We start from the raw sequence: 22812 nt of genomic DNA on the forward strand, positions 1-22812 counted from the left end.
ATTTAATTTTGTGGAGTTAAAGTGTCTTGAGGTTTACTCAAAGCGGGTGCTTCTTTCTTTATTGGTGGTGCAACTGTGGGCGTTGATACCTTTAATTGACTTTCTTTTTTATACACTACTTCCGATTTAAAATCACGAAGTGTAACGGTACAAATTATAGGTTGGTTGGTGCCAATTTTTTTATCATCACCATGGTATCCATACGCCATATTGGACGGAAAAAGGAAGGTTACTTTTTCGTTTTTACGCATCAACTTAATACCGTCACGCAAGCCCATCATGATATTTTGTTTGTCCACATAGTACGTTTGAGGTCTTAATTCTAACTCCGAATAAAAAATGGTTCCTTTTAAATCTTTGATTTCGTAATCAAAGAAGGCCACATCTCCTTTTTTTGGTGTAAGCGTATCAGTAGTATTTCGTGTTACATAGGAGTACCAGTATCCTTTTTTGGAGGCCAAGTACACTACATTAGGATTGCTCTTGATTAGATTCTGAATTTGGCTTTCCTCAGTAGAAACCAGTTTTTTGTTGCGGGCAATAGATTTTTTCATGAAACTCCCAGAAGCCTGAGAGATTGGTCTTCTGGCTTCTTGATGCTGTTTGCAACTGGAAATTAGAAGAAATAAAAAAAATACAACGGCTATTCGCGTGCTATTTTTCATAGGATTAGATGCTTAATTTTGTTATCAAATCTTCAAATTTCTTTTTGGTTTCTTCCATCGTATCGGATGATTTCCCTCCCGCAGCATTGCGATGTCCTCCTCCGTTAAAATAATCTCTTGCAAATTGATTGACATCAAAATCACCTTGGGAACGAAATGAAATTTTGATTATTTTCTCTTCTTTATTTTCTATAAATATAGCTGTAAAAAGGATTCCTTTGATGCTTAAGCCATAATTCACAATTCCTTCCGTATCGCCTTTAACATAATCAAAGGAATTCAATTCCTCCTGCGTCAAAGTGGTGTAGGCGGTTTTATGTTCCGGCAGGATAATCATGTTTTGAAGTGCTCGACCTAATATTTGTAAACGCCCATAGGAACTATTGTCAAATAATAAACTTGGAATTTCAGTATTTTCGACGCCTAAATCAATTAATTCAGCTACAATTCTATGCGTTGTTCCGGTTGTTTTTGGGAAACGAAAAGAACCAGAATCCGTAAGGATTCCAGTGTAAATACAGGTTCCAATAGTTTTATCTATATCTTGTTTTTTGCCAAGAAATAAAATAAAGTTATACAGCATTTCGCAAGTAGAACCAAAAGAGGTGTCTGAGTAGGTCACAATGGCATAATCATCTGGCTTTTGATGATGGTCTATCATCACAAAAGGGGCTTTTAGTTTGGCTAACACGTGTTCCATCTCACCGGTACGATGCAAAGCATTAAAGTCTAATGTAAAAATAAGTTCTGCATCTTCAAGAATTTTTGTGCAGTTTTGTTTGTCTTTTTCGAATATTTTAACAGTTTCAGATCCCGGCATCCAAGCCAGAAAATCTGGAAATTCATTAGGAGAAACCACCACTGGATGGTGTTTGTTTTTTAATAAAAAATGGTATAAACCCAGCGTAGAACCCATGGCGTCTCCGTCAGGACCTCGGTGTGGGATTATGGCAATTTTTTTTGGAGTTGCTAATAACAACTGTATCGCTTCAATGTCTTGTATATTCATAGTCTGCGAAATTACATTTTTTTAATGTAAAGTTGAAATCATTTATACAATTAACAAACTTTTAGAAGGTTATAAAAAGTCTGTTTTTTTTCTTTTCAATTTTTGGTATACGTAGTATTTTGCTCCCCTAACTATTTGGGCTTTATAAATCCCCATGGAACCCGAACTAAAATAAGCAATTCCGCAAGCAAGTCCAATGAAAAGACCACTTTCAATCCCAAAAAGTTCCAATCCCATTACGGTACAGGCAATAGGCGTGTGAGTTGCTCCCGAAAAAACAGCTACAAATCCCATTCCTGCTAAAAGTGCTATTGGTAAGGGAACTAGCAGTGATAAGGCGCTTCCCAAAGTGGCGCCAACAAAGAACAATGGAGTGACTTCACCACCTTTAAAGCCAGCGCCTAATGTAAAACCGGTAAATAATATTTTAAGCAGGAAGTCGGATGGAGCATTAGGAATTGTAAAAGCATCAACGATAACGGGAATTCCTAAACCTGCAAATTTTGTTGTTCCAATAAAAAATAATGCTACAGCTAAAATAATTCCTCCTACACAGGGACGAAGAGGAGGAAAGGATATTGTTTTTGAGAACAAGTGACTCCATAAGTGTGTGCTTCTGGAAAAAAGCATGGCGGCTAAGCCAAATAGAATACTCACAAGCACTACCCAAAATAAATTGATAACGGTTATTGCTGGCACAAAAGGAATAGCATAATGGGTGTGTTGCACCTGCCACAATGCTACCGTAAAATAGGCTATGTAAGCAACTAGAAAAGACAATAAGACGCTTTTTAGATTGATTTTACTGAAATAAACAACTTCTAAAGCGAATAGTGCTCCTGCCAAAGGTGTCCCAAAAATGGAGGCGAATCCCGCACTGATTCCTAGAATGAGTATTGTTTTTCTTTCGGAAGAATCGAGTTGAAATAGCTTTGTAAACTGATCTGCAATGGCGCCGCCCATTTGTACTGCAGTTCCTTCTCGACCCGCCGACCCGCCAAAAAGATGCGTTAGTAATGTGCCTATAAGGACCAAAGGAGCCATTTTTAATGGAATAATTTGTTTTGGGTTTTCGTATTCTTCCAATAATAAATTATTCCCCTTAACGACTGATTCTCCCCAGTAATGATATCCTAATCCTATTAATAAGCCGCCTATTGGCAAAAGCCAAATAATCCAAATGTTGTTTTCTCTGATTTGCGTAACCCATTCTAAAGCGACAAGAAAAAATGCAGATGCCGATCCAGATAAAACGCCTACTATGCTACAGATAAAAATCCATTGGAATAGAAGCGAAGAAGTTTTTTTGGTTTTTTCTAGAATCATTAGTAAAAGGCGGCAAAGTATTTTGACAAAAGTATTATAATCCTTTTTGAATTAATGATTTTTCGGTGGCTATTGCGGTAAATTCAATTTCTACTAAATATTCAGGAGCTACTAGTTTACTGATTTCATAGAAACCGGTAGCGGGTTTTATATCTTTAAAAAAATGAGCATGCGCTTTGGCTACATCTTCAAATGTGGTTATATCTGTCGTAAATATACGGGTTCTTATAACGTCTTCCATGCTAACTTTCAAGTCTTCTAGAACTACTTTTACGAGTTCCATTATGTTCATTGTTTGTGCATACGCATCAGTAGCTTTTACTTTTTCGCCATCTACTAGAGCCACGGTTCCGGAAACTTCAATAATGTTTCCAATGCGTACCGCTCTGCAATATCCCATTTTATCTTCCCAAGGTGAGCCTGTCAATATGTTTTCTCTTTTCATTTTTTTGGTTTTTTAAATATTTGTGACAATCGAAATGCTATTTACGGTATGGCATACTATTTGCAAGTTAGAAAAAAAAGTGAAATAAGAATACCAATTTTGGATTAAAAAGTTCGAATTTAAAGTGGTGAACTTTAACTGTTTTGTTTTCTAAAATGTAATAAAAGGCAGATTTGGGAGTTATGAATGAAAGTTAAATTGTTGCCTAATTTTTGAATAAATACAATTGGTTTTTTATTTTTAAAATTTTATAAGCACTGATAAACTAATTTAGAAAGTTATGAAAAGGATTTTATTTTTAATGATAATGATCAGCATGTCTTTGAGTGGCTATGCTCAAAGTGAATTTAGTTCCAAATTTAAAGCGATTCCACTTAAAACTAATGCGCCAAAAATAAAAAAGACAATTCCACCTAAGGCAGATATTCCGCCGATTAAGACGCCAAATGTATTTAAGAATCCGGAAATATTCAACCCAAACCCCAGCCCTTCGCGCACGATTACACCTGCAAATAATTTTTCGATGACTCCAAAGAATGAATTTATTAATCCGGGAGATGTATATAAAGACAAGTGGAATAAAAAAGAAGATAATTCACAAGGTATTGTATATCGAAAAAATCAGAATTTAGGTAATTATCAAACAGGATCTGTTACGGCAAAGGTTATGTATCGTGATGCAGCTTATGTCGATGGAGATCAAATTAGAGTGTACTTGAATGATAAAGTGATTCAGAATCAAGTAAACTTGGATAGTGCTTTCAAAGGTTTTGAAATTGTATTAGAGAAAGGATTCAATAAGATCGATTTTGAAGCGCTAAATCAAGGAAGCTCTGGTCCAAATACTGCTGAATTTAAGGTTTATGATGATAAGGGAGCTTTAATTTCTGGAAGTCAATGGAATCTTGGTACGGGATTCAAGGCTACAATTATTTTAGTTAAAGAGTAGTTTGTACTTTTAGTTGCAAGGGTTATATAAAAAAAACAGACTCCTAAAATTATTTAGGAGTCTGTTTTTTTATATACGACCTCATAGCATAATTAAATTTTCACAAAATAGGCTAAGGGTACTTCTCTCCTAAAAAGGATCGGCAGTAACTTGAAATTTCATCGCTGCTTTTATAGCGATATCTTGGGTAATAGTTTCTTTTGTCACCGCTGAAATTCTTAATCTGAAACTAGGCGCTTTAATGTATTTGTCTAATTTTTCGGAAGTACACGTTAGATCTATTGTATTTGAAGTGGAGTTTATATCTGTTAAAAAAGCCAATTCAATTTCATCACTGTCATTCGTAGAAATGTACATACGTATGGATTTTAAAAATGAAAACGATTTATTAGCAGGATTAGTTACCGTCAATTTCAGTTCTTTTAGTCTTACATCTTTAACCAATTCCGCTTTAGTATTGTTGTTTTCAAATTCGGAACTTGAATTGGAGGTAATATCTGGAGTAATTAATTCAAATGCAGTATTGACAGGAAAACCGCTTGGAATTGTAACAGTAGTTTGATTGTCTATTGAAAAAGTCAATAAGTCATCAATCACGCTACAGGATAGGGCTACGAGCCCAAAAATTGCGATAGCAATATATTTGTTAAGTTTCATTTTTTTATCTTTATTATTGGTAAAGACCGCAAATATAAATCATTGTAGCTTTAAAGCCTACCTTGTACGGAAGTAACTTTTGAAGGATGCTGGCGCTTCGGTTTTTACGAGAGGCAGGAGATTATAACAGCATTAAAAATAAAATAAATATTTTTCAAAATTCAATTTTTCAATTCAAAATATAAAAAGTATTTTTGCGCATGCAACACAACGTCCTTATTTTAGATTTCGGATCGCAATACACACAACTTATTGCGCGTAGAGTTCGCGAATTAAATATATTCTGCGAAATTTTCCCATACAATCATTTTCCGAGTGATTTGTCTTCTTATAAAGCAGTAATTCTTGGAGGTAGCCCTTTTTCTGTACGAGCAGAAGATGCGCCACATCCTGATTTATCTCAAATTAGAGGTAAATTACCAATGCTTGCCGTATGTTACGGAGCACAATACTTAGCTCATTTTAGTGGTGGTGAAGTAGCCGCTTCAAATACAAGAGAATATGGTAGAGCGAATTTATCTTACATAAAAGAGGATGAAGTTTTCTTTGAAGGAGTTTCAGAGAATAGTCAAGTCTGGATGAGTCACAGCGATAGTGTAAAAGTACTACCTTCAAATGGAGTAAAACTGGCAAGTACACATGATGTGGAATTTGCAGCGTATCGAATAGAAGGGGAGACAACTTATGCTATTCAATACCATCCAGAAGTTTTTCACTCTACGGATGGATCAAAAATGTTAGAAAACTTTTTAGTTAAAATAGCAGAAGTGCCTCAAAATTTTACACCAAAAGCTTTTGTTAGCGAAATGGTAGCAGAATTGAAAGAGAAATTGCAAGATGATAAAGTAGTTCTTGGACTTTCAGGAGGAGTAGATTCCACTGTAGCAGCAGTTCTATTGCATCAAGCAATTGGCAAAAATCTATATTGTATTTTTGTAAATAATGGTTTGCTTCGTAAGAACGAATTCCAAAATGTGTTAGACCAATACAAAGGAATGGGTTTAAACGTAAAAGGAGTAGATTCAGGCGATCGTTTTTTAAGCGAATTAGCTGGAGTGAGTGATCCTGAGACAAAACGTAAAATAATAGGACGGGTATTCATCGAAGTTTTTGATGATGAGTCACACCTTATCGAAGATGTTAAATGGTTGGCGCAAGGAACAATATATCCTGATGTTATTGAATCGGTCTCTGTAAAAGGACCATCAGCTACTATAAAATCGCACCACAATGTAGGTGGTTTACCAGATTACATGAAACTGAAAATCGTGGAGCCACTTCGCATGCTTTTTAAAGATGAAGTGCGTAGAGTAGGAGCTTCATTAGGGATAGATCCAGAATTATTAGGAAGACATCCTTTTCCTGGACCAGGATTATCCATTAGAATTTTAGGAGATATTACCCCAGAGAAAGTTCAAATTTTACAAGATGTTGATGCCTTGTTTATTGACGGATTAAAATCTTGGGGCTTGTACGATAAAGTATGGCAGGCAGGAGCAATCTTGCTTCCCGTAAACAGTGTAGGAGTTATGGGTGATGAGCGAACGTATGAAAAAGTGGTGGCACTTCGCGCAGTAGAATCTACAGACGGGATGACAGCGGACTGGGTGCATTTACCGTATGATTTCTTGATGAAAGTGTCTAATGACATTATCAATAAAGTAAGAGGTGTTAATAGAGTAGTATACGATATCAGTTCAAAACCACCGGCAACTATTGAATGGGAATAATAATTTATTTTTTTATATCCTTATAATAGCTAGTTCGAATGTTCATTATAAAACGGTATCAGATTTTTGGAATAAAATTTGGTACCGTTACTTTATTAAATAATTTATAAATAAAAGCGATGAAATATTTTTTTGCGATTTGTATGACAGCTTTGTGTTTTAATTTTAGTGTTTTTGCACAAAGTAAAACAACTACACACAAGGTCGAAAAAGGGGAAACAATCAGTCAGATTGCTCAAAAATATAATGTAACTCCGTATGATATTTATCAATTGAATCCGGATGCACAAACTGGACTAAAACCAAATAGTGTTTTACTAATTCCTAAAAGTTCTGGCAAACAACTAGCCATTCTTCCAACTAAAAAAGGGAATGTGGCTGTAACGCACGAGGTTCTGCCTAAAGAAACGCTATATGGTATTGAAAAGAAATATGGAGTTTCTGACGAAGCCTTAAAACAAGCCAATCCATTTCTGGAAAAAGAAGGACTTCAAATAGGGCAATCACTTATTATTCCTTCTAATAAAATCCAAAAGAGTACAGCCGCAATCTCAGAAAAAGTAGTGTTTCACTACGTACTTCCAAAAGAAACAAAGTATTCAATTGCAAAGCAATACGGCATTACTATTGAAGAGTTAGAGCGCAAGAATCCTGAAGTGGTATCTAATTTGCCAGAAGGATTCAAATTATTAATTAAAGGAAAAGCGCCTAAAGCAGAAAAAATCCCTACAGCCATAGAGCCTAAAAAAGAGGCTGTTGTCACAAATCCTGTAAAAACTATACCTGCAACCAATTACCTGAATTATGTCGTAAAACCGAAAGAGACGCTGTACAGCTTGTCAAAGATGACGGGTGTAACTCAAGAGGAATTGATAGCAATTAATCCAGAATTAGCACAAGGTGTAATTGAAGGTATGGTTTTGAGAATTCCTGCAGCATTAGTGCTTACTCCAGAAAGTAAAAAGGAGTATGCGGAATTGTCAAAAAGTAGTTCAAACAATAACAGAAAGAAATTAACGCTGCTCTTGCCTTTTAATGTTTCAAAAATTGAAGGCGATACCGTTAATTCGATGGTTACACGTTTGAAAAAAGATAAATTTCTAAATATGACATTGGATTTTTATGCAGGTGCTTTGATGGCTATTGATTCCGCCAAAACATTAGGACTTAACTTTGAAATAAATATATTGGATTCAGAGGAAACGAAAAATAGTTCTGCTGTTGCTTCGCTGATTCAAAAAAATAATTTAGAAGTTGCAGACGCTATTATTGGTCCTTTCTATCAAAGTAATGTCGAAAAAACTGCCGAAATTTTATTGCCAAATCAAGTGCCTGTTATATCGCCATTGTCAAAAGACTTGGGCGTATCCTATGCTAATATTTTTCAATCAATCCCAGATCCAGACGCAGTCAAAAACGCCATGTTCGATTATATGCGTTCAAAAGGCGGTAATATAGTGGCAGTAGTTGATAGAAAGAAAGGATCCGTTATTCAATTTATTAAAGAAAATCACAAAGACGTGCGTTTTGCAGCACTTAACGCAAACGGAGGAGTATCGCCTGAAAATTTGAAAAGCTTGTTTGTAAAAGATAAAATGAATTATGTAGTGATGGAAACCGCAAATACGGGAATGATAAAATCAACAATAGCCACTATGTTAGGTGCTATGGCATCATACAAAGTACAACTTGTTATTCTGGAGCCAAATGAAACATTAGATACCGATGAAATTAGTTATGTAAATCTGACTAAACTGAAATTAATGTATCCTTCAGTTACTCGAGAAAACGAATCTCCCGAGGCTTTGATTTTTCAAAAAGAGTTTAGAGAGAAAAACAAGATTGATCCTAGTGACTTTGCTACGAGAGGATTTGATGTTACTTTTGATACTATGCTGCGCTTGTCACAAGATGTAAAATATCAAGAAACAATTGATAGTACCGCAACGGAACAAATCGACAATAAATTTGAATTTTATAAAAAAGGAGATGGAGGTTATATCAATAAAGGAATCTATATTTTATACTACGACACAGATTTGACCATAAAAGAAGCCAACTAAAAGTACGCTTGCCGGAAATGTAAGCAGCTTAATGAAACTTTAATGCAACGCCCTCCTTGCAGTGTTGGGACGAATAAAAATAAATAATAGCAAACATGACATCAATAGTAACTTATTTGGGCGATTTGAGAACATCTTCGATTCATTTGCAGTCAGGGACGGAAATTCTTTCAGATGCACCAGTAGATAACAATGGGAAAGGGGAGGCTTTTTCTCCAACAGATACAGTTGCTAATGCTTTGGCAACGTGTATGATGACGATAATGGGAATAAAGGCACGAGAAATGGAAGTTGATTTGACAGGTTCCACCGCCGAAGTAATTAAAATTATGAATGCTGAACCGAGACGTATTGGTGCGATAGAAATTGCTTTTGAGATGTACGGAACGATTGAGGAAAAAAACAGAATCATACTGGAAAGAGTGGCGATGACTTGTCCCGTTTTCTTAAGCTTGCATCCTGAAATCGAGAAACGAATAATTTTTAACTGGAAATAAAGAGATTTTAGGAGCAAGAGATACGATACAGGAAGCATTAATGGTTCTAGTTTCTTATCTCTTGTTCCTTTTTTTATAAAAAATGGATCAAAACCAAAAACAACTCATCAAACTCGCTCACACTAAAATGCCTTTTGGTAAATATGAAGGGTGGTTTCTTATTGATATTCCGGAATATTATATTGTGTGGTACAGTAATAAAGGGTTTCCAAAAGGAGAATTGGGAGAACAATTGAAATTAATTTATGAATTAAAACTCAATGGTCTAGAAGAGTTAATTCGAAATATAAAAAAACGGTACCCAAAACCGATTTAATTTTCAATTTGACAATTTATAATTGTACTTTTGCCACGTTTTTTTACACAACTACAACACAAACAACAATAGAATGAATCAAACGAAATATATTTTTGTTACTGGCGGTGTGACTTCTTCTTTAGGGAAAGGAATCATCGCGGCATCTTTGGCAAAATTGTTACAAGCAAGAGGATACCGTACAACCATCCAAAAGTTTGACCCGTACATCAATGTAGATCCCGGAACATTAAATCCTTATGAACATGGGGAATGTTATGTCACTGATGATGGCGCTGAAACGGATTTAGATTTAGGACATTATGAGCGTTTCTTGAATGTTCCTACGTCTCAAGCCAATAATGTAACTACAGGACGAATATATCTTTCCGTTATTGAAAAGGAACGAAGAGGAGAATTTCTTGGTAAAACGGTACAAGTCGTTCCGCATATTACCAATGAAATCAAAGAAAGAATGCAGTTGCTAGGAAATTCCGGTGACTACGATATTGTAATTACAGAAATTGGTGGAACGGTAGGTGATATTGAATCGTTGCCATATATTGAATCTGTTCGTCAATTGGTGTGGGAATTAGGAGAGCACAACGGAATTGTAATTCACCTTACTTTAGTGCCTTATTTGGCTGCTGCAGGCGAGTTAAAAACAAAACCAACACAGCATTCTGTGAAAACCTTGATGGAAAGCGGAATAAAAGCGGATATTTTAGTGTGCAGAACTGAGCATGAAATTTCGGAAGAATTACGAAATAAATTAGCTTTATTTTGTAATGTAAAAAGAGAAGCCGTTATTCAATCCATAGATGCTTCTACTATTTATGAAGTGCCTAATTTAATGTTGGAAGAAGGACTTGACGTTGTGGCTTTAAAAAAATTAGATCTGCCTAAAAAAGCAGCGCCAGACCTTAAAAACTGGAATACTTTTTTACGCCGACTGAAAAATCCAAAACATACGGTTAATATTGGTTTGATTGGTAAATATGTAGAAATGCAGGATTGCTACAAATCTATTTTGGAAGCGTTCATTCATGCTGGTGCTGCTAATGAAACGAAGGTAAATGTAGTGTCAATTCATTCAGAACATATTGATGCCAACAACATAAACGAGAAATTTTCGGGCTTAGATGGAATACTTGTGGCGCCAGGTTTTGGAGAAAGAGGAATTGAAGGGAAAATTGCAGCAGTGCAATACGCTCGTGAAAATAAAGTGCCATTCTTTGGGATTTGTTTAGGAATGCAAATGGCTATCATAGAATATTCAAGAAATGTTTTAGGCTATGCAGATGCTAATTCAACAGAAATGAATGAACATACCGCTCATCCAGTCGTAAACTTAATGGAGGAACAAAAGACGATAACCGATAAAGGCGGTACAATGCGTTTAGGAGCATGGAAATGCGATATTAAAAAAGATTCATTGGCGTACAAAATATACGGAAAAGAGACGATTTCAGAACGTCACCGTCATCGCTATGAGTACAATAGTAAGTACGTAGCACAATTACAAAATGCAGGATTGATCGCCTCAGGAGTTAATCCAGATACGGGATTAGTTGAAATTATAGAAATAGAAGACCATCCTTTTTTCATTGGGGTTCAATACCATCCGGAATACAAAAGCACGGTTGCGAATCCGCATCCTCTTTTTGTGAATTTTGTGGCAGCAGCCGTTAAGGCAAAGAAAAAATAACTAGAAACACATTAGTTTCAGTACAACTTAAACTTAAAACTTTTTTTAATTATAATGGAACAAAAAAAATTTGACCTCAATTCGATTATAGGTTTTGCATTAATTTTTGGTATTTTGGTTTTTATCATGTACCAAAATCAACCCGACCCGAAAGTGGTTGCAGCTGAAAAAGCTCAAAAAGAGTTGGTAATTAAAGAAGCGAAAGCGAAAGAGTTAGAAGCTAAAACGGTAGCCAAAGCAACTGTTGCAGTAGCAACGGGAGATTCTACACAAATTGCCCAATTACAAAAAAACTTAGGAAATTTTGCTTATTCTGCAACTCTTCCTTCTGCTAAAGCAGGTCTTACAACTATCGAAAACGAATTGGTAAAGTTGACCATTGCTAATAAAGGGGGGTATATTGTTGAAGCTACTTTGAAACAATATGAAAAATTTAAGAAAGGTTCAGGGCAGTTAGTCCAATTAATTAAAGACAATAATGCTAATTTAAACGTACAATTACTAACTAGTGATAACCGTACATTAAACTCAAAAGACTTGTATTTTGAACCGACTTTAACGAAAGTAGGAACGGATCAGGTTTTATCAATGAAATTGAAAGCCGGAGCCAACGAATTCTTAGAATACAAATACATTTTGAAACCAAACGATTATATGATTGGTTTTGATATTCGTTCCCAAGGTTTGAATAAAGTATTGAATACGGCAAAACCATTAGATTTAGAATGGAATTTGAAAACGTACAGAAATGAGAAAAGTGTTTCTTATGAAAATCGCTACACTGAAATTTATTTTGAGCATGAAGACGGTAAAATTGATTATTCAGGTGTAGGTCAAACAGAAGAATCAGACGTGCAAAAGGGAACTTTCGTGGCATTCAAGCAACATTTTTTCTCTACAATTCTATTGACAAAAACGCCATTTGAAACGGCTAAATTAAAATCAGAGAATTTAGTTCATGATGACAAAATAGATACACTTTTTACAAAACAGTTCAAAGCAAATATTCCGCTAGCTTTTACTAATGGAGAATTGGATCATAAGATGAGTTGGTATTTTGGTCCAACTGATTATAAGACCTTGAAGCATTATGATAAAAACCTTGAAAAAATTATCTCGTTAGGTTGGGGGATTTTTGGATGGATCAATAAATTTATTTTTATTCCATTATTTGGATTTTTAAGTTCTTACATTGCTTACGGAATTGCAATTATCGTGTTTACTATCATCATTAAAATTGCGATGTCGCCTATTACTTTCAAATCGTTCTTGTCACAAGCGAAGATGAAAGTATTGCGTCCTGAAATTACAGAATTGGGTGAAAAATTCAAAAAAGACCCAATGAAGAAACAACAGGAAACAATGAAGTTATACAACAAAGCAGGAGTAAATCCTATGGCGGGTTGTATTCCGGCATTGATACAGCTTCCATTTATGTATGCTTCGTTTCAGTTTTTCCCATCGGCTTTTGAGTTGAGACAAAAAAGCTTCCTTTGGGCAGATGATCTATCGTCTTTTGATGAGGTAATTAGATTGCCTTTTTATATTCCTTTTTATGGAAATCACATCAGTTTGTTTCCAGTATTGGCTTCGATAGCCATTTTCTTTTACATGAAGATGACATCTGGCGACCAGCAAATGGCTGCTCCACAACAAGAGGGAATGCCAGACATGGCTAAGATGATGAAAATCATGATCTATGTTTCGCCAATCATGATGTTGTTTTTCTTCAATAGTTATGGTGCAGGACTGAGTTTGTATAACTTTATTTCGAATCTAATTACTATTGGAATTATGATTGTCATCAAAAGATACTTTATCGACAGTGATAAAATTCATACTCAAATTCAAGAAAACAAATTGAAAGAGCCGAAGAAACAAGGTAAATTCCAGAAAAAATTACAAGAAGTGATGGAACAAGCTGAAGCTCAAAAAGCATTAGACAAAAAGAAGAAATAATTCATAAAAAAAGCTCTCAAAATTTTGAGAGCTTTTTTTTGCTTTAAAAATAATTACAGAAGAGGGAGTAACACTTTGTCCACAGCGTGAATAACACCGTTTGAACACTGAACATCAGTAATGATGATATTTGAAAATCTGTTTCTAGCATCTTTAATTTTGGCTCCTCCAGATAATTGTATTGTAAAGGTTTGAGCTGGTACTAGAATAGGAGTAACTACTTGACCTTCGGTTAAGCTAGCTGCCAATACATTAGCAGGACTTACCACATGATATTGTAAAACTTTTGTCAAATTTGCTGCAGAAACTCCTGCAATCCCGTCAGGGGCTAATTCCGTATTCAAGGCTGTAAAAGCAGTATTTGTTGGAGCAAAAACGGTAAACGGACCAGTTCCAGATAAGGCAGTTATGAAATTAGGTTCTCCAGAACGATTTAAAACACTTACCAAAGTACTAAAATTAGCATTTGCTGCAGCATGAGTTACAATAGTTGGCAAGTCAATGACTTTGTCTACAATATGAATCACTCCATTTGAAGCCATGATATCTGGAGTAGTAACGGTCGCAACTCCATTAAGTTTCACACCAGCAGTTATATTTACATACATGCTTAAATTATTAGTAGTTGATGCGGAACCTTTGGCTAAAGTTTTAATGTATCCTGTGGTTAAATCTGTAGATTTTACAGAACCAGTGACAACATGATTCAATAATATTTGTGTTAAAGCTTCTTTTGGAACATCATTTATTGTAGCATAAGGAGTGGTGGCAAGAAAAGCGGTAAATGCTTCATTCGTGGGTGCAAAAACGGTAAAGGGACCAGCTCCTTTCAAAGTAGTAGCTAATTCCGCTCTGACAAGTGCCTGAACCAAAATACTTAAATTTGGACTGGCTACCGCTTTCCCTGTAATGGTGTTGTCCACAACCATATTGTCGTTATTATTGTCATCGTCGCACGATACGGAAAGTGCGGTAAATAATGCAATTAGCATTAGATTTTTCAATTTAATTACATTTTTCATAGTGTTTAATGTTTATTTGTTTCCACTAAATTAATAAATAGCTTTTGAATTTTGTTTAATAAGTATTATAAATTGCTAAACAACATGAAACTTTATTGTTTCATTTAAAGTTGTTTAACTTCAATGGTAGATAATTTTAATTAATCATAAGGCATTGATAATAAGATATATATGGTGAATCGGGTATTTTTTATAGTATTTATTTTAAAAAATACTTGTTAGTTTAATTAAACACTTTATAATTAACGGTTACTCACCACTTTAAAAACGACTAGTAGATAATTTTCAACGCTGTAATTCCATCTAGAATTTTATATTTTATCTTTAAAGTTTACAAGTTTAAACTGTTTCTCTTATCCATAATTAAGTGGAGGGGAGAACAACTATAATAAATTTGTAAATTTGCTTAAAATAAAAGAGTACAATTGTAGTTTTGTACTATTGACTTAATATAATGTAGTGATGAAAAAATATCAAATTAGTTTTTTTACCCTTTTAGTTCTTATGCTTTTGAGCCAAAATTGCATGTCTCAGTCCAATTTTAATAAATTAGATGAGAGAGGAAAAAAACAGGGAGTTTGGAAAGGGTTTTATCAGGATTCCCGAAGACCTCGTTACGAAGGTAATTTTGAACATGGTAAAGAAATAGGTATTTTTTATTTTTATGATGATACCAAAGCTAAGTCGGTAATTGCTACACGAGAGTTTAATCCAATTGATAATTCAGCATTCACTATTTTTTATGATCAAAAAAGCAATAAAGTGAGTGAGGGTAAAGTGGTAAATAAAGTATTTGAAGGGCAATGGAAATATTATCATTTGGCCTCAAAAAACATAATGACTATTGAAAATTATAGTAAAGGAAAACTAGAGGGGCTTCGTACCGTTTTTTATCCTAGTGGTAAAGTCGCAGAAGAGATTAATTATAAAAATAATTTGAAAAATGGTTTTTATAAAAAATACACAGAGAAGGGAGTCTTACTGGAAGAATCTAATTTCAAGAATGACGTGTATAACGGTGCAGCCATTTTCAAAGAATCTAATGGAAATGTGGCTTCCAAAGGGCAGTTTTTAAATGGAAAAAAAGCTGGAATATGGCAGTTTTTTGAAAAAGGAAAATTGATCAAAGAAACGAATATGAATTTTCAAGAACAGGCAGTAAAAGACAAAAACAATTAACGAAACACTTAACGAATACTGTTATAAATCTTTTGTAACTTTGCAGTCTTATAAAATTATAATTTTTTGAAGATGAAGCGTGTTGTTGTTGGACTTTCAGGGGGAGTAGATTCAAGTGTTGCGGCATATTTGCTGCAACAGCAAGGATATGAAGTAATTGGTCTTTTTATGAAGAATTGGCATGACGATTCCGTTACTATTTCTAATGAATGTCCGTGGCTGGAAGATAGTAATGATGCTTTGCTAGTAGCAGAAAAGTTAGGAATTCCTTTTCAAACAGTCGATTTAAGTGAAGAATATAAAGAGAAAATCGTGGACTACATGTTCAACGAATACGAAAAAGGGCGTACTCCAAACCCAGATGTACTTTGTAATCGGGAAATAAAATTTGATGTTTTCATGAAAATTGCGTTGAGTCTTGGGGCTGATTTTGTTGCAACAGGGCACTACTGTCAAAAAAGCGAAATAGAAGTGAACGGCGAAACGGTCTATCAACTAAAATCAGGTGCGGACACCAATAAGGATCAATCCTATTTTCTTTGTCAATTGTCACAAGAACAATTAGCAAAGTCGCTGTTTCCAATTGGAGAATTGACAAAACCAGAGGTTCGAGAAATTGCTGGGCAATTGGATTTGATCACTGCTGAAAAGAAAGATTCACAAGGGTTATGCTTCATTGGAAAAGTAAGGTTACCAGATTTTTTACAACAAAAATTACAACCTAAAGCGGGCGATATTATCCAAATTGATAAAGATGACCCTATTTATAATTTAGAAAAAGAAGTAGGTCTAAGTTTTGAAGAAGATGTAAAATTGGAGGCTGAAAAAATTTCTTATACCCCAAAAATGGGAAAAGTAGTAGGAAAACATCAAGGAGCTCATTATTTTACTATTGGGCAACGAAAAGGATTAAATGTTGGTGGAACAACGGATCCATTATTTATTATAGCTACTAATGTGGAGACCAATACGATCTATACTGGATTAACAAGTCAGCATCCTGGATTATTCAAGAAAGCGTTACATATTGAAAAAGAGGAAGTACACTGGATTCGTAAAGATTTGGCTTTAGCCAAAGGAGAAACCATGCATGTAATGGCTAGAATTCGATACAGACAGCCCTTACAAAGCGCCACTTTGCATCAATTTGAAAATGGAATGTACGTCGCTTTTGATGAACCTCAATCTGCAATAACCGAAGGACAGTTTGCAGCTTGGTATGTAGGAGATGAATTAATAGGATCAGGAGTAATTTCTTAGTCGTTTTATTGTATTATCGAAATGTACTAGTAAGGTCACCTAAAATTCTAATAATAAACCAAATATAGCTTTGACCATCATTCAATTTCAGCTACTGTTGAAGTCTCGATGGCACAACAAATGATGATACCTATGAGAAAATTTTATATATTTCTTTTATTATTGCTTACAACAAACGGTTTTGCACAGCAGGATGCTTGGGTATATTTAAATGCAAAGCCTAGTTCTCAATCCTTTGCTGATGCACCATTGAAAATGCTTTCTCAGAGAGCATTAGATAGAAGAACCAATCAAAGTATTGTTTTAGATTTTAAAGATGTTCCTGTTGAGGCTTCTTATATTAATCAAGTAAAAGCTATTGCGGGTATTACTGTGATGGCAAAATCGAAATGGCTAAATGCTCTTCATGTGCGAGGAACTCAGGCTAAAATAAATGACTTACTACTGCTTTCATTTGTCAGTAAAGTTGATTTTGCAGATAAATCATTAAATCAAATTGGTAAAAGCGCAAAATCAATTAAGGTAAAGCAAGGGAATAAGACCAAGAAGACAAAAGTGGATTATGCTTATGGAAGCTCTTCAAATCAGATCCAAATGCTCAACGGCCAAGTAATGCACCAACAAAATTACACGGGCTCCGGAAAAGTAATTGCTATTATGGACGCGGGATTTCCGGGTGTCAATACAACACAACCTTTCCAAAAATTAAGAACCAATGACCAAATTTTGGGTGGTTATAATTTTGTATTGAGAAATTCAGATTTTTATACTGGTGTCTCGCATGGCACTTCGGTACTTTCCGCAATGGGAGGTTACAAAGAGAATTCATTAGTGGGAACTGCCCCAGATGCTTCGTATTATTTATTTATAACAGAAGATGATACTTCTGAAAATCCTGTAGAAGAATCCCTTTGGGTTGAAGCAGCAGAAAAGGCAGACAGTTTAGGTGTGGATATTATCAATACCTCTTTAGGATATTTTGATTTTGATAACGAAGCATACAACCATACCTATAGTGAAATGAATGGTACAACAGCGTTCATGTCTCGAGGTGCGGAAATTGCATTTAGTAGAGGAATGATTCTGGTGACTTCGGCCGGTAATTCGGGTGGTACATCTAATCCACATGTTGCCGTACCAGCAGATGCTGTCTCTGTGATTGCAGTAGGTGCAGTGAACTCCGTAGAAATAGTAACCTCCTTTAGTTCAGTAGGACCTTCATCTGACGGTAGAATAAAACCCGATATCATGGCGCAAGGTCAAGCTGCAGTTGTTTCTGATGCAGCAGGGAATATTGTAACGGCAAATGGGACTTCTTTTTCTGGGCCAATAATGGCCGGGATGGTGGCTTGTTTATGGCAAGCATTTCCACAAAAAACAAATCAGCAAATTAAAGAATTAGTACTTCAATCATCCGATAAATTTTTAACTCCCAACAATCAGTATGGATATGGAATTCCAGATTTTGGACTGATTGTCCGCAACCAATTGTCGACGGAGTCATTTTCAAAAGATGACTTTATAATTTATCCCAATCCAACCACTGATTCTATTTCCGTTTCTTTGCCCACAAAATTTGAAAGTGGAACCGTTTTTATTTATACTATTTTAGGACAGAAAATTTTAGAACAAAAAGTAACACCTCAATCAGCTGTAATTTCTTTAAAAGCGTTGAATCAAGGAATGTACCTCTATAAATTGGAATCCGATAGTTTCTCTAAAAGTGGAAAAATAATAAAAAAATAACAGCATTAATACCACATGAATAAAATCACTGAACTTTTCAAAATTAAATATCCTATCATTCAAGGTGGAATGATATGGAATAGTGGGTATAAATTAGCCAGTGCCGTCAGTAACGCTGGTGGTTTAGGATTGATTGGTGCTGGTTCTATGTATCCCGAAGTCTTGCGAGAACACATTCAAAAATGTAAAAGAGCTACTTCAAAACCATTTGGAGTAAATGTTCCAATGTTATATCCCAACATTGAGGAAATAATGAAAATTATCGTAGAGGAAGGGGTTAGGATAGTTTTTACATCAGCGGGTAATCCAAAAACATGGACGTCATTCTTGAAACAAAATGGGGTAACGGTAGTGCATGTCGTAAGTAGCTCCGTTTTTGCATTGAAAGCACAAGATGCTGGTGTAGACGCAATTGTTGCCGAAGGATTTGAAGCTGGAGGCCATAACGGTAGAGAGGAAACCACAACAATGACACTTATTCCTATGGTGAAAGAAAAAATTTCAATTCCGTTGATTGCTGCCGGAGGTATTGCTACTGGTCGCGGCATGCTAGCAGCCATGGTTCTTGGTGCCGATGGAGTTCAAGTTGGGAGTAGATTTGCTGCGTCACTAGAATCGTCAGCTCATGATAATTTCAAGGAATCGATTGTAAAGGTTAAGGAAGGAGATACGCAATTGACATTGAAGGAACTTGCTCCAGTTCGGTTAATTAAAAATAAGTTTTATCAAGAGGTACAGGATTTATATGAAACTTGTCCAACAAAAGATGAATTAGTTACGTTATTAGGAAGAGCTAGAGCAAAAAGAGGCATGTTTGAGGGCGATTTAATCGAAGGAGAGTTAGAAATCGGTCAAATTGCCGGTCTTATTCACGAGATAAAACCGGCTGCTGAAATCATCCAAGAAATGATTATCGATTTTGAATACGCAAGAGCAGAGGCAATCAATTTTCAATTTTAAGCAATGATAAAAAGATATATTATTCTACTTTTTTTGATTCTAGGAGTACAACATTCTTATGGACAAAATTATAAGTTTAAAACTTCAGGCTTTAGTGTTTTAGAGAAAAATGAAAAAGGGAAATGGGGAAAATGGTCTGATTTAAATTTAGTTAATATTTTAATTTCATTAGATACTAATAAAAGTAGAATTGTAGTTTATTCTCAAATTATCCAACTTTTTGAAATTGTAGAATACCAACCTATTGAGGAAAATGAAACAGATACTGTTTACACATTTACCTGTAAAGATAACGAAGGCGTCGATTGTACAGTTTCGATCATTACCAGAAAAAAGCAAGAAAACCGAAAGCAACTGTACATTAATTATGGTAACAAGATAATACTTTATAATATTTTCAATATATGATTGAATATGAAGTTGGATAATACAGTGCTATGTTTGATTTCTTACTCATTTTTAAAATTGTTCAATATCTTTAATATATCCATCATACTCTGAATAAAATAGCTCCAAGGCATTCATTTTATCATTGTAAAATTCAAAAATTTCCGGCCAGTATTTTCTATTACTAACTCCAACGCCTAGTTTTTCAACCCAAATAAGGCTAATCGTTTTACCACTTTCCAAGGTGTGCTCTTTTTCAAAAACCAGATCTTTAATGAATTCCTCTTCTAGAATATTTTTTAAAAATTTCAGTTTCTCAAAATAAGCAATTCTTTTTTCATCGCTTCGCTGTTCTATGGCTATTAAAACTTGAGCCTTTTTATTATCTACATAAAATTTAAAAGAAAAATCTTTGATCTTAGTATCGTACAACAACCATTTTCGGGGAAATTTTTCCGAAAATTCAACCCAGAATTCGCGTTTTAACTTTTGTGTTTCTTCTTTGCTGTACATTGTGTATGACTTTTGGTATCAGAAAATTTGTGTAACGGTATTTTCTAGACTATATTTATATTAAATTTCAATGTGCAAAAATAGACTTTGATTATGGATTTTCAAGAATTTTTACAGTTTGTTCCTAAAGTACTTGATGTAAGGCTCCCTGCCTTTGATGCACATATTAAAATGGCACCATTAGAGCGGTCACAAAGCTTAAAACAGATTGATTTTAGCGATAAAAATCCAAGAGTAGCTGCAGTAATGATGCTTTTTTATCCTAAAAATGAAATTACACACCTGGTATTGATTGTTCGGAATTCATACAAAGGGGTGCATTCTGCTCAAATTGCCTTTCCAGGAGGTAAATACGAAATCGATGATAAGGATTTTGCTTACACAGCATTGCGTGAAACTCACGAGGAAGTTGGCATTCATCCAGATAAAATACAAGTACTTAAACCTTTTACACAATTATATATTCCACCCAGTAATTTTATGGTGTATCCTTTTTTAGGTATTAGTAAAGAGGAACTAGTATTTGTGCCACAGCTTTCTGAGGTAGCAGATATAATTGAATTGCCTCTGTCTATTTTTTTAAGTGATTCAATTGTTGTCGAGACTAAGGTCTTAACGTCCTATTCAGATGAAAGCAGTGTTCCTGCTTTTAAAATTGAAAACCACATCGTTTGGGGAGCAACAGCAATGATGCTTAGCGAATTGAAAGAGGTTTTAAAAGAAGTCTTATATTCTTAAATTAGATAGGAAGCAACGGTTTTAGAATGCTAAAAACAATCAAAAATTAATTTCGTAGGTTTGCTAAATACAAAAAACACATAATTTTATGGGATTATTTAAGAGAAATCCTTTTGGTCACATCCTGTTTTTAAAAAAATGGTTAATCAGGATTTTCGGCGCCATCACGCATCGACGATATAGAGGTTTCAATGAATTGCAAATTGAAGGTTCAGAAATCATAAGGAATTTACCTGACACTAATGTTCTTTTCATTTCGAATCATCAAACGTACTTTGCTGATGTCGTAGCAATGTTCCATGTTTTTAATGCAAGTCTCAGCGGTCGTGATGATTCTATTAAAAACGTATGTTATCTCTGGCAGCCTAAAATGAACATCTATTATGTAGCTGCAAAAGAAACAATGCAGGCTGGATTATTGCCACGAATTATGGCTTATGCAGGCGCAATTACGGTCGAAAGAACTTGGAGAGCTAAGGGAGTCGATGTTCTGGAGAAAAAAGACATTAATCCAGATGATACTGAAAATATTAAAATTGCTTTAAAAGACGGATGGGTTATAACCTTTCCGCAAGGGACAACTAAATCCTTTAAGCCAGTTCGTAAAGGAACGGCTCATATTATAAAACAGCACAGACCTATTGTTGTTCCTATTGTGATCGATGGCTTCCGTCGTTCATTTGATAAAAAAGGATTACGTATGAAAAAGAAGGGCATTCTTCAATCCTTCATTATTAAAGAGCCTTTGGATATTGATTACGATAAGGATACTGTTGAGGAAATTGTTGAAAAAATCGAATATGCTATTGAGCAACATTGCTCATTCCTCAAAGTAATACCGGCTGAAATTATCAAAGAGCAAGAAGAATTAAATAAAACGCGCAGGTGGGAATACTAAGCAGACGTTAAATAAATGCGTGAACCTACTAATAACAATAACTTGGGCGTTCCACCTTACATAAAGAGAGGCAATTAATTTAGCGATTAATTGCCTCTCTTTATATAAGGAGTCGGGCTATTCGCTACAAGTCCTCGTCAAGTTGCGTTACACTTCACTTGGCTGCGGGCTTTTTGCTACTATCCCTAACGCGGGGAGTTGTATAATTGATTTAGAATTCGGTGTACCTTATATATGGGTAGGTATAAAACGTCCTAATATAATGAGAACCGCAATTAATAAACAAGGAACAACTGCCCAGGCGTCAAAAAAACCGAACCTATCTTAGACGGTACTGCGTTCAAGGACCTAATTTCAGTATTAATCCTGTCTGTGATGCTAATAAAGCGGCTCAGAGAAGCAATAAATATCTAAAAGGAGTCACATATCCGATTGCTGCTAGCGCAATCTAATAACAAAAAAACTAGATTATGGTTCTTTTAGCATGCTTAGCTTTGGAAAGGGAGAGGGAAGCACAAAAAAATTTTACTTTCAAAATTCACGGTTTCAGTAAGTTAAAGATTAAGTTAAGAAAAGGACAAAAAAAGTGTTTAAAAAAGCTTGAATACCGGTATAAAGGAGTTAGTTTTGCACCCGCAACAACGGCAAACGTTCATTTAAATACTGGCAAGCAGCACGAATTAAATTAGAAATTTTTTTCTAAAAAGATTTAAAAAAGCTTGTGAGATTAGAAAACAGATGTTACCTTTGCACCCCGCAAAACGCGCAATGTTCCTTGAGAGACTGGTAAGAAAAGATAAAGAAAA

Annotated in this window: 22 protein-coding genes; 15 read left to right on the forward strand and 7 right to left on the reverse strand. The window is 34.9% G+C overall.

What is annotated here, in order from left to right:
• Positions 1-2 precede the first annotated feature (2 nt).
• The 4 genes from gldI to IWX83_RS04585 all read right to left on the reverse strand — a co-directional run bounded on the left by gldI (position 3) and on the right by IWX83_RS04585 (position 3445).
• Positions 3-665 carry a gliding motility-associated peptidyl-prolyl isomerase GldI gene (gldI, locus tag IWX83_RS04570; RefSeq protein WP_073354540.1) on the reverse strand — a complete coding sequence of 221 codons (663 nt, stop codon included), beginning with the start codon at positions 663-665 and terminating at the stop codon, positions 3-5.
• Positions 666-669: 4 nt separating this feature from the next.
• A complete protein-coding gene (locus IWX83_RS04575) occupies positions 670-1674 on the reverse strand; it encodes a bifunctional oligoribonuclease/PAP phosphatase NrnA (protein ID WP_073354538.1) in 1005 nt (334 codons plus the stop codon).
• A gap of 69 nt (positions 1675-1743) precedes the next feature.
• Positions 1744-3000: a voltage-gated chloride channel family protein gene (locus IWX83_RS04580; RefSeq protein WP_196827956.1), complete on the reverse strand. Its 1257-nt coding sequence runs from the start codon at positions 2998-3000 to the stop codon at positions 1744-1746.
• 34 nt (positions 3001-3034) lie between these two features.
• Entirely contained in the window at positions 3035-3445 is a 411-nt protein-coding gene (locus IWX83_RS04585; protein ID WP_196827958.1) for a RidA family protein, read from the reverse strand.
• Positions 3446-3725: 280 nt separating this feature from the next.
• Between IWX83_RS04585 and IWX83_RS04590 the strand changes: the two genes are divergently transcribed.
• Complete coding sequence (locus tag IWX83_RS04590) at positions 3726-4394, forward strand: hypothetical protein (RefSeq protein ID WP_196827959.1); 669 nt, start codon at positions 3726-3728, stop codon at positions 4392-4394.
• 129 nt (positions 4395-4523) lie between these two features.
• Here the strand turns inward: IWX83_RS04590 and IWX83_RS04595 are convergent, their stop codons facing one another.
• Positions 4524-5051 (reverse strand): hypothetical protein, encoded by a 528-nt coding sequence (locus IWX83_RS04595; protein ID WP_196827961.1) that lies wholly within the window; start codon positions 5049-5051, stop codon positions 4524-4526.
• Between the two features lie 200 nt (positions 5052-5251).
• Between IWX83_RS04595 and guaA the strand changes: the two genes are divergently transcribed.
• The 6 genes from guaA to yidC all read left to right on the forward strand — a co-directional run bounded on the left by guaA (position 5252) and on the right by yidC (position 13303).
• Complete coding sequence (gene guaA / locus IWX83_RS04600) at positions 5252-6781, forward strand: glutamine-hydrolyzing GMP synthase (RefSeq protein WP_196827963.1); 1530 nt, start codon at positions 5252-5254, stop codon at positions 6779-6781.
• A gap of 119 nt (positions 6782-6900) precedes the next feature.
• A complete protein-coding gene (locus tag IWX83_RS04605; RefSeq protein ID WP_196827965.1) occupies positions 6901-8844 on the forward strand; it encodes a LysM peptidoglycan-binding domain-containing protein in 1944 nt (647 codons plus the stop codon).
• Between the two features lie 95 nt (positions 8845-8939).
• Complete coding sequence (locus IWX83_RS04610) at positions 8940-9341, forward strand: OsmC family protein (protein WP_196827967.1); 402 nt, start codon at positions 8940-8942, stop codon at positions 9339-9341.
• A gap of 82 nt (positions 9342-9423) precedes the next feature.
• The gene (locus tag IWX83_RS04615; RefSeq protein ID WP_066082415.1) at positions 9424-9657 is read left to right on the forward strand and encodes a DUF3820 family protein; all 234 of its coding nucleotides are present in this window, start codon (positions 9424-9426) and stop codon (positions 9655-9657) included.
• A gap of 73 nt (positions 9658-9730) precedes the next feature.
• The gene (locus IWX83_RS04620) at positions 9731-11344 is read left to right on the forward strand and encodes a CTP synthase (RefSeq protein WP_196827969.1); all 1614 of its coding nucleotides are present in this window, start codon (positions 9731-9733) and stop codon (positions 11342-11344) included.
• 54 nt (positions 11345-11398) lie between these two features.
• Positions 11399-13303: a membrane protein insertase YidC gene (gene yidC, locus IWX83_RS04625; RefSeq protein WP_073354516.1), complete on the forward strand. Its 1905-nt coding sequence runs from the start codon at positions 11399-11401 to the stop codon at positions 13301-13303.
• Between the two features lie 53 nt (positions 13304-13356).
• On the opposite strand, the gene IWX83_RS04630 is transcribed toward yidC, so the two are convergent.
• A complete protein-coding gene (locus tag IWX83_RS04630) occupies positions 13357-14325 on the reverse strand; it encodes a fasciclin domain-containing protein (protein WP_073354514.1) in 969 nt (322 codons plus the stop codon).
• Between the two features lie 462 nt (positions 14326-14787).
• Between IWX83_RS04630 and IWX83_RS04635 the strand changes: the two genes are divergently transcribed.
• The 5 genes from IWX83_RS04635 to IWX83_RS04655 all read left to right on the forward strand — a co-directional run bounded on the left by IWX83_RS04635 (position 14788) and on the right by IWX83_RS04655 (position 19878).
• Positions 14788-15504 carry a toxin-antitoxin system YwqK family antitoxin gene (locus IWX83_RS04635; protein ID WP_196827971.1) on the forward strand — a complete coding sequence of 239 codons (717 nt, stop codon included), beginning with the start codon at positions 14788-14790 and terminating at the stop codon, positions 15502-15504.
• A gap of 72 nt (positions 15505-15576) precedes the next feature.
• Positions 15577-16764: a tRNA 2-thiouridine(34) synthase MnmA gene (mnmA, locus tag IWX83_RS04640; protein ID WP_196827973.1), complete on the forward strand. Its 1188-nt coding sequence runs from the start codon at positions 15577-15579 to the stop codon at positions 16762-16764.
• 132 nt (positions 16765-16896) lie between these two features.
• Positions 16897-18510 (forward strand): S8 family serine peptidase, encoded by a 1614-nt coding sequence (locus IWX83_RS04645; protein WP_073354563.1) that lies wholly within the window; start codon positions 16897-16899, stop codon positions 18508-18510.
• 15 nt (positions 18511-18525) lie between these two features.
• Positions 18526-19470, forward strand: coding sequence for a nitronate monooxygenase family protein (locus IWX83_RS04650; protein WP_196827975.1), 945 nt, complete (start codon positions 18526-18528; stop codon positions 19468-19470).
• A 3-nt stretch (positions 19471-19473) separates the two neighbouring features.
• The gene (locus IWX83_RS04655; protein ID WP_196827977.1) at positions 19474-19878 is read left to right on the forward strand and encodes a hypothetical protein; all 405 of its coding nucleotides are present in this window, start codon (positions 19474-19476) and stop codon (positions 19876-19878) included.
• Positions 19879-19929: 51 nt separating this feature from the next.
• Here IWX83_RS04655 and IWX83_RS04660 read toward each other — a convergent pair whose 3' ends face one another.
• Positions 19930-20370: a DUF4268 domain-containing protein gene (locus tag IWX83_RS04660; RefSeq protein ID WP_073354502.1), complete on the reverse strand. Its 441-nt coding sequence runs from the start codon at positions 20368-20370 to the stop codon at positions 19930-19932.
• A gap of 93 nt (positions 20371-20463) precedes the next feature.
• Here IWX83_RS04660 and IWX83_RS04665 point away from each other — a divergent pair, with 93 nt between their 5' ends.
• The 3 genes from IWX83_RS04665 (at position 20464) to IWX83_RS04675 (ending at position 22695) form a co-directional block, all read left to right on the forward strand.
• On the forward strand, positions 20464-21108 hold the full coding sequence (locus IWX83_RS04665) for a CoA pyrophosphatase (protein WP_073354500.1): 645 nt from the start codon (positions 20464-20466) through the stop codon (positions 21106-21108).
• A gap of 88 nt (positions 21109-21196) precedes the next feature.
• Complete coding sequence (locus IWX83_RS04670) at positions 21197-22006, forward strand: 1-acyl-sn-glycerol-3-phosphate acyltransferase (RefSeq protein WP_196827979.1); 810 nt, start codon at positions 21197-21199, stop codon at positions 22004-22006.
• Between the two features lie 470 nt (positions 22007-22476).
• Positions 22477-22695, forward strand: a complete 219-nt coding sequence (locus tag IWX83_RS04675) for a hypothetical protein (RefSeq protein WP_196827981.1) — start codon at positions 22477-22479, stop codon at positions 22693-22695.
• Positions 22696-22812: the final 117 nt, after the last annotated feature.

Origin of the sequence: Flavobacterium sp. CG_9.1 (genome assembly GCF_015751645.1) — a bacterium.
GTDB lineage: Bacteria > Bacteroidota > Bacteroidia > Flavobacteriales > Flavobacteriaceae > Flavobacterium > Flavobacterium xanthum.

Excerpts from the sequence above, each read along its gene's own strand:
- mnmA (WP_196827973.1), top strand. The coding sequence starts at position 15,577 with ATGAAGCGTGTTGTTGTTGGACTTTCAGGGGGAGTAGATTCAAGTGTT.
- IWX83_RS04590 (WP_196827959.1), top strand. The coding sequence starts at position 3,726 with ATGAAAAGGATTTTATTTTTAATGATAATGATCAGCATGTCTTTGAGT.
- IWX83_RS04605 (WP_196827965.1), top strand. The coding sequence starts at position 6,901 with ATGAAATATTTTTTTGCGATTTGTATGACAGCTTTGTGTTTTAATTTT.
- IWX83_RS04580 (WP_196827956.1), bottom strand. The coding sequence starts at position 3,000 with ATGATTCTAGAAAAAACCAAAAAAACTTCTTCGCTTCTATTCCAATGG.
- IWX83_RS04645 (WP_073354563.1), top strand. The coding sequence starts at position 16,897 with ATGAGAAAATTTTATATATTTCTTTTATTATTGCTTACAACAAACGGT.
- yidC (WP_073354516.1), top strand. The coding sequence starts at position 11,399 with ATGGAACAAAAAAAATTTGACCTCAATTCGATTATAGGTTTTGCATTA.
- IWX83_RS04635 (WP_196827971.1), top strand. The coding sequence starts at position 14,788 with ATGAAAAAATATCAAATTAGTTTTTTTACCCTTTTAGTTCTTATGCTT.
- IWX83_RS04675 (WP_196827981.1), top strand. The coding sequence starts at position 22,477 with ATGGTTCTTTTAGCATGCTTAGCTTTGGAAAGGGAGAGGGAAGCACAA.
- IWX83_RS04620 (WP_196827969.1), top strand. The coding sequence starts at position 9,731 with ATGAATCAAACGAAATATATTTTTGTTACTGGCGGTGTGACTTCTTCT.
- guaA (WP_196827963.1), top strand. The coding sequence starts at position 5,252 with ATGCAACACAACGTCCTTATTTTAGATTTCGGATCGCAATACACACAA.
- IWX83_RS04660 (WP_073354502.1), bottom strand. The coding sequence starts at position 20,370 with ATGTACAGCAAAGAAGAAACACAAAAGTTAAAACGCGAATTCTGGGTT.
- IWX83_RS04665 (WP_073354500.1), top strand. The coding sequence starts at position 20,464 with ATGGATTTTCAAGAATTTTTACAGTTTGTTCCTAAAGTACTTGATGTA.
- IWX83_RS04630 (WP_073354514.1), bottom strand. The coding sequence starts at position 14,325 with ATGAAAAATGTAATTAAATTGAAAAATCTAATGCTAATTGCATTATTT.
- IWX83_RS04585 (WP_196827958.1), bottom strand. The coding sequence starts at position 3,445 with ATGAAAAGAGAAAACATATTGACAGGCTCACCTTGGGAAGATAAAATG.
- gldI (WP_073354540.1), bottom strand. The coding sequence starts at position 665 with ATGAAAAATAGCACGCGAATAGCCGTTGTATTTTTTTTATTTCTTCTA.
- IWX83_RS04655 (WP_196827977.1), top strand. The coding sequence starts at position 19,474 with ATGATAAAAAGATATATTATTCTACTTTTTTTGATTCTAGGAGTACAA.
- IWX83_RS04575 (WP_073354538.1), bottom strand. The coding sequence starts at position 1,674 with ATGAATATACAAGACATTGAAGCGATACAGTTGTTATTAGCAACTCCA.
- IWX83_RS04670 (WP_196827979.1), top strand. The coding sequence starts at position 21,197 with ATGGGATTATTTAAGAGAAATCCTTTTGGTCACATCCTGTTTTTAAAA.
- IWX83_RS04650 (WP_196827975.1), top strand. The coding sequence starts at position 18,526 with ATGAATAAAATCACTGAACTTTTCAAAATTAAATATCCTATCATTCAA.
- IWX83_RS04610 (WP_196827967.1), top strand. The coding sequence starts at position 8,940 with ATGACATCAATAGTAACTTATTTGGGCGATTTGAGAACATCTTCGATT.
- IWX83_RS04595 (WP_196827961.1), bottom strand. The coding sequence starts at position 5,051 with ATGAAACTTAACAAATATATTGCTATCGCAATTTTTGGGCTCGTAGCC.
- IWX83_RS04615 (WP_066082415.1), top strand. The coding sequence starts at position 9,424 with ATGGATCAAAACCAAAAACAACTCATCAAACTCGCTCACACTAAAATG.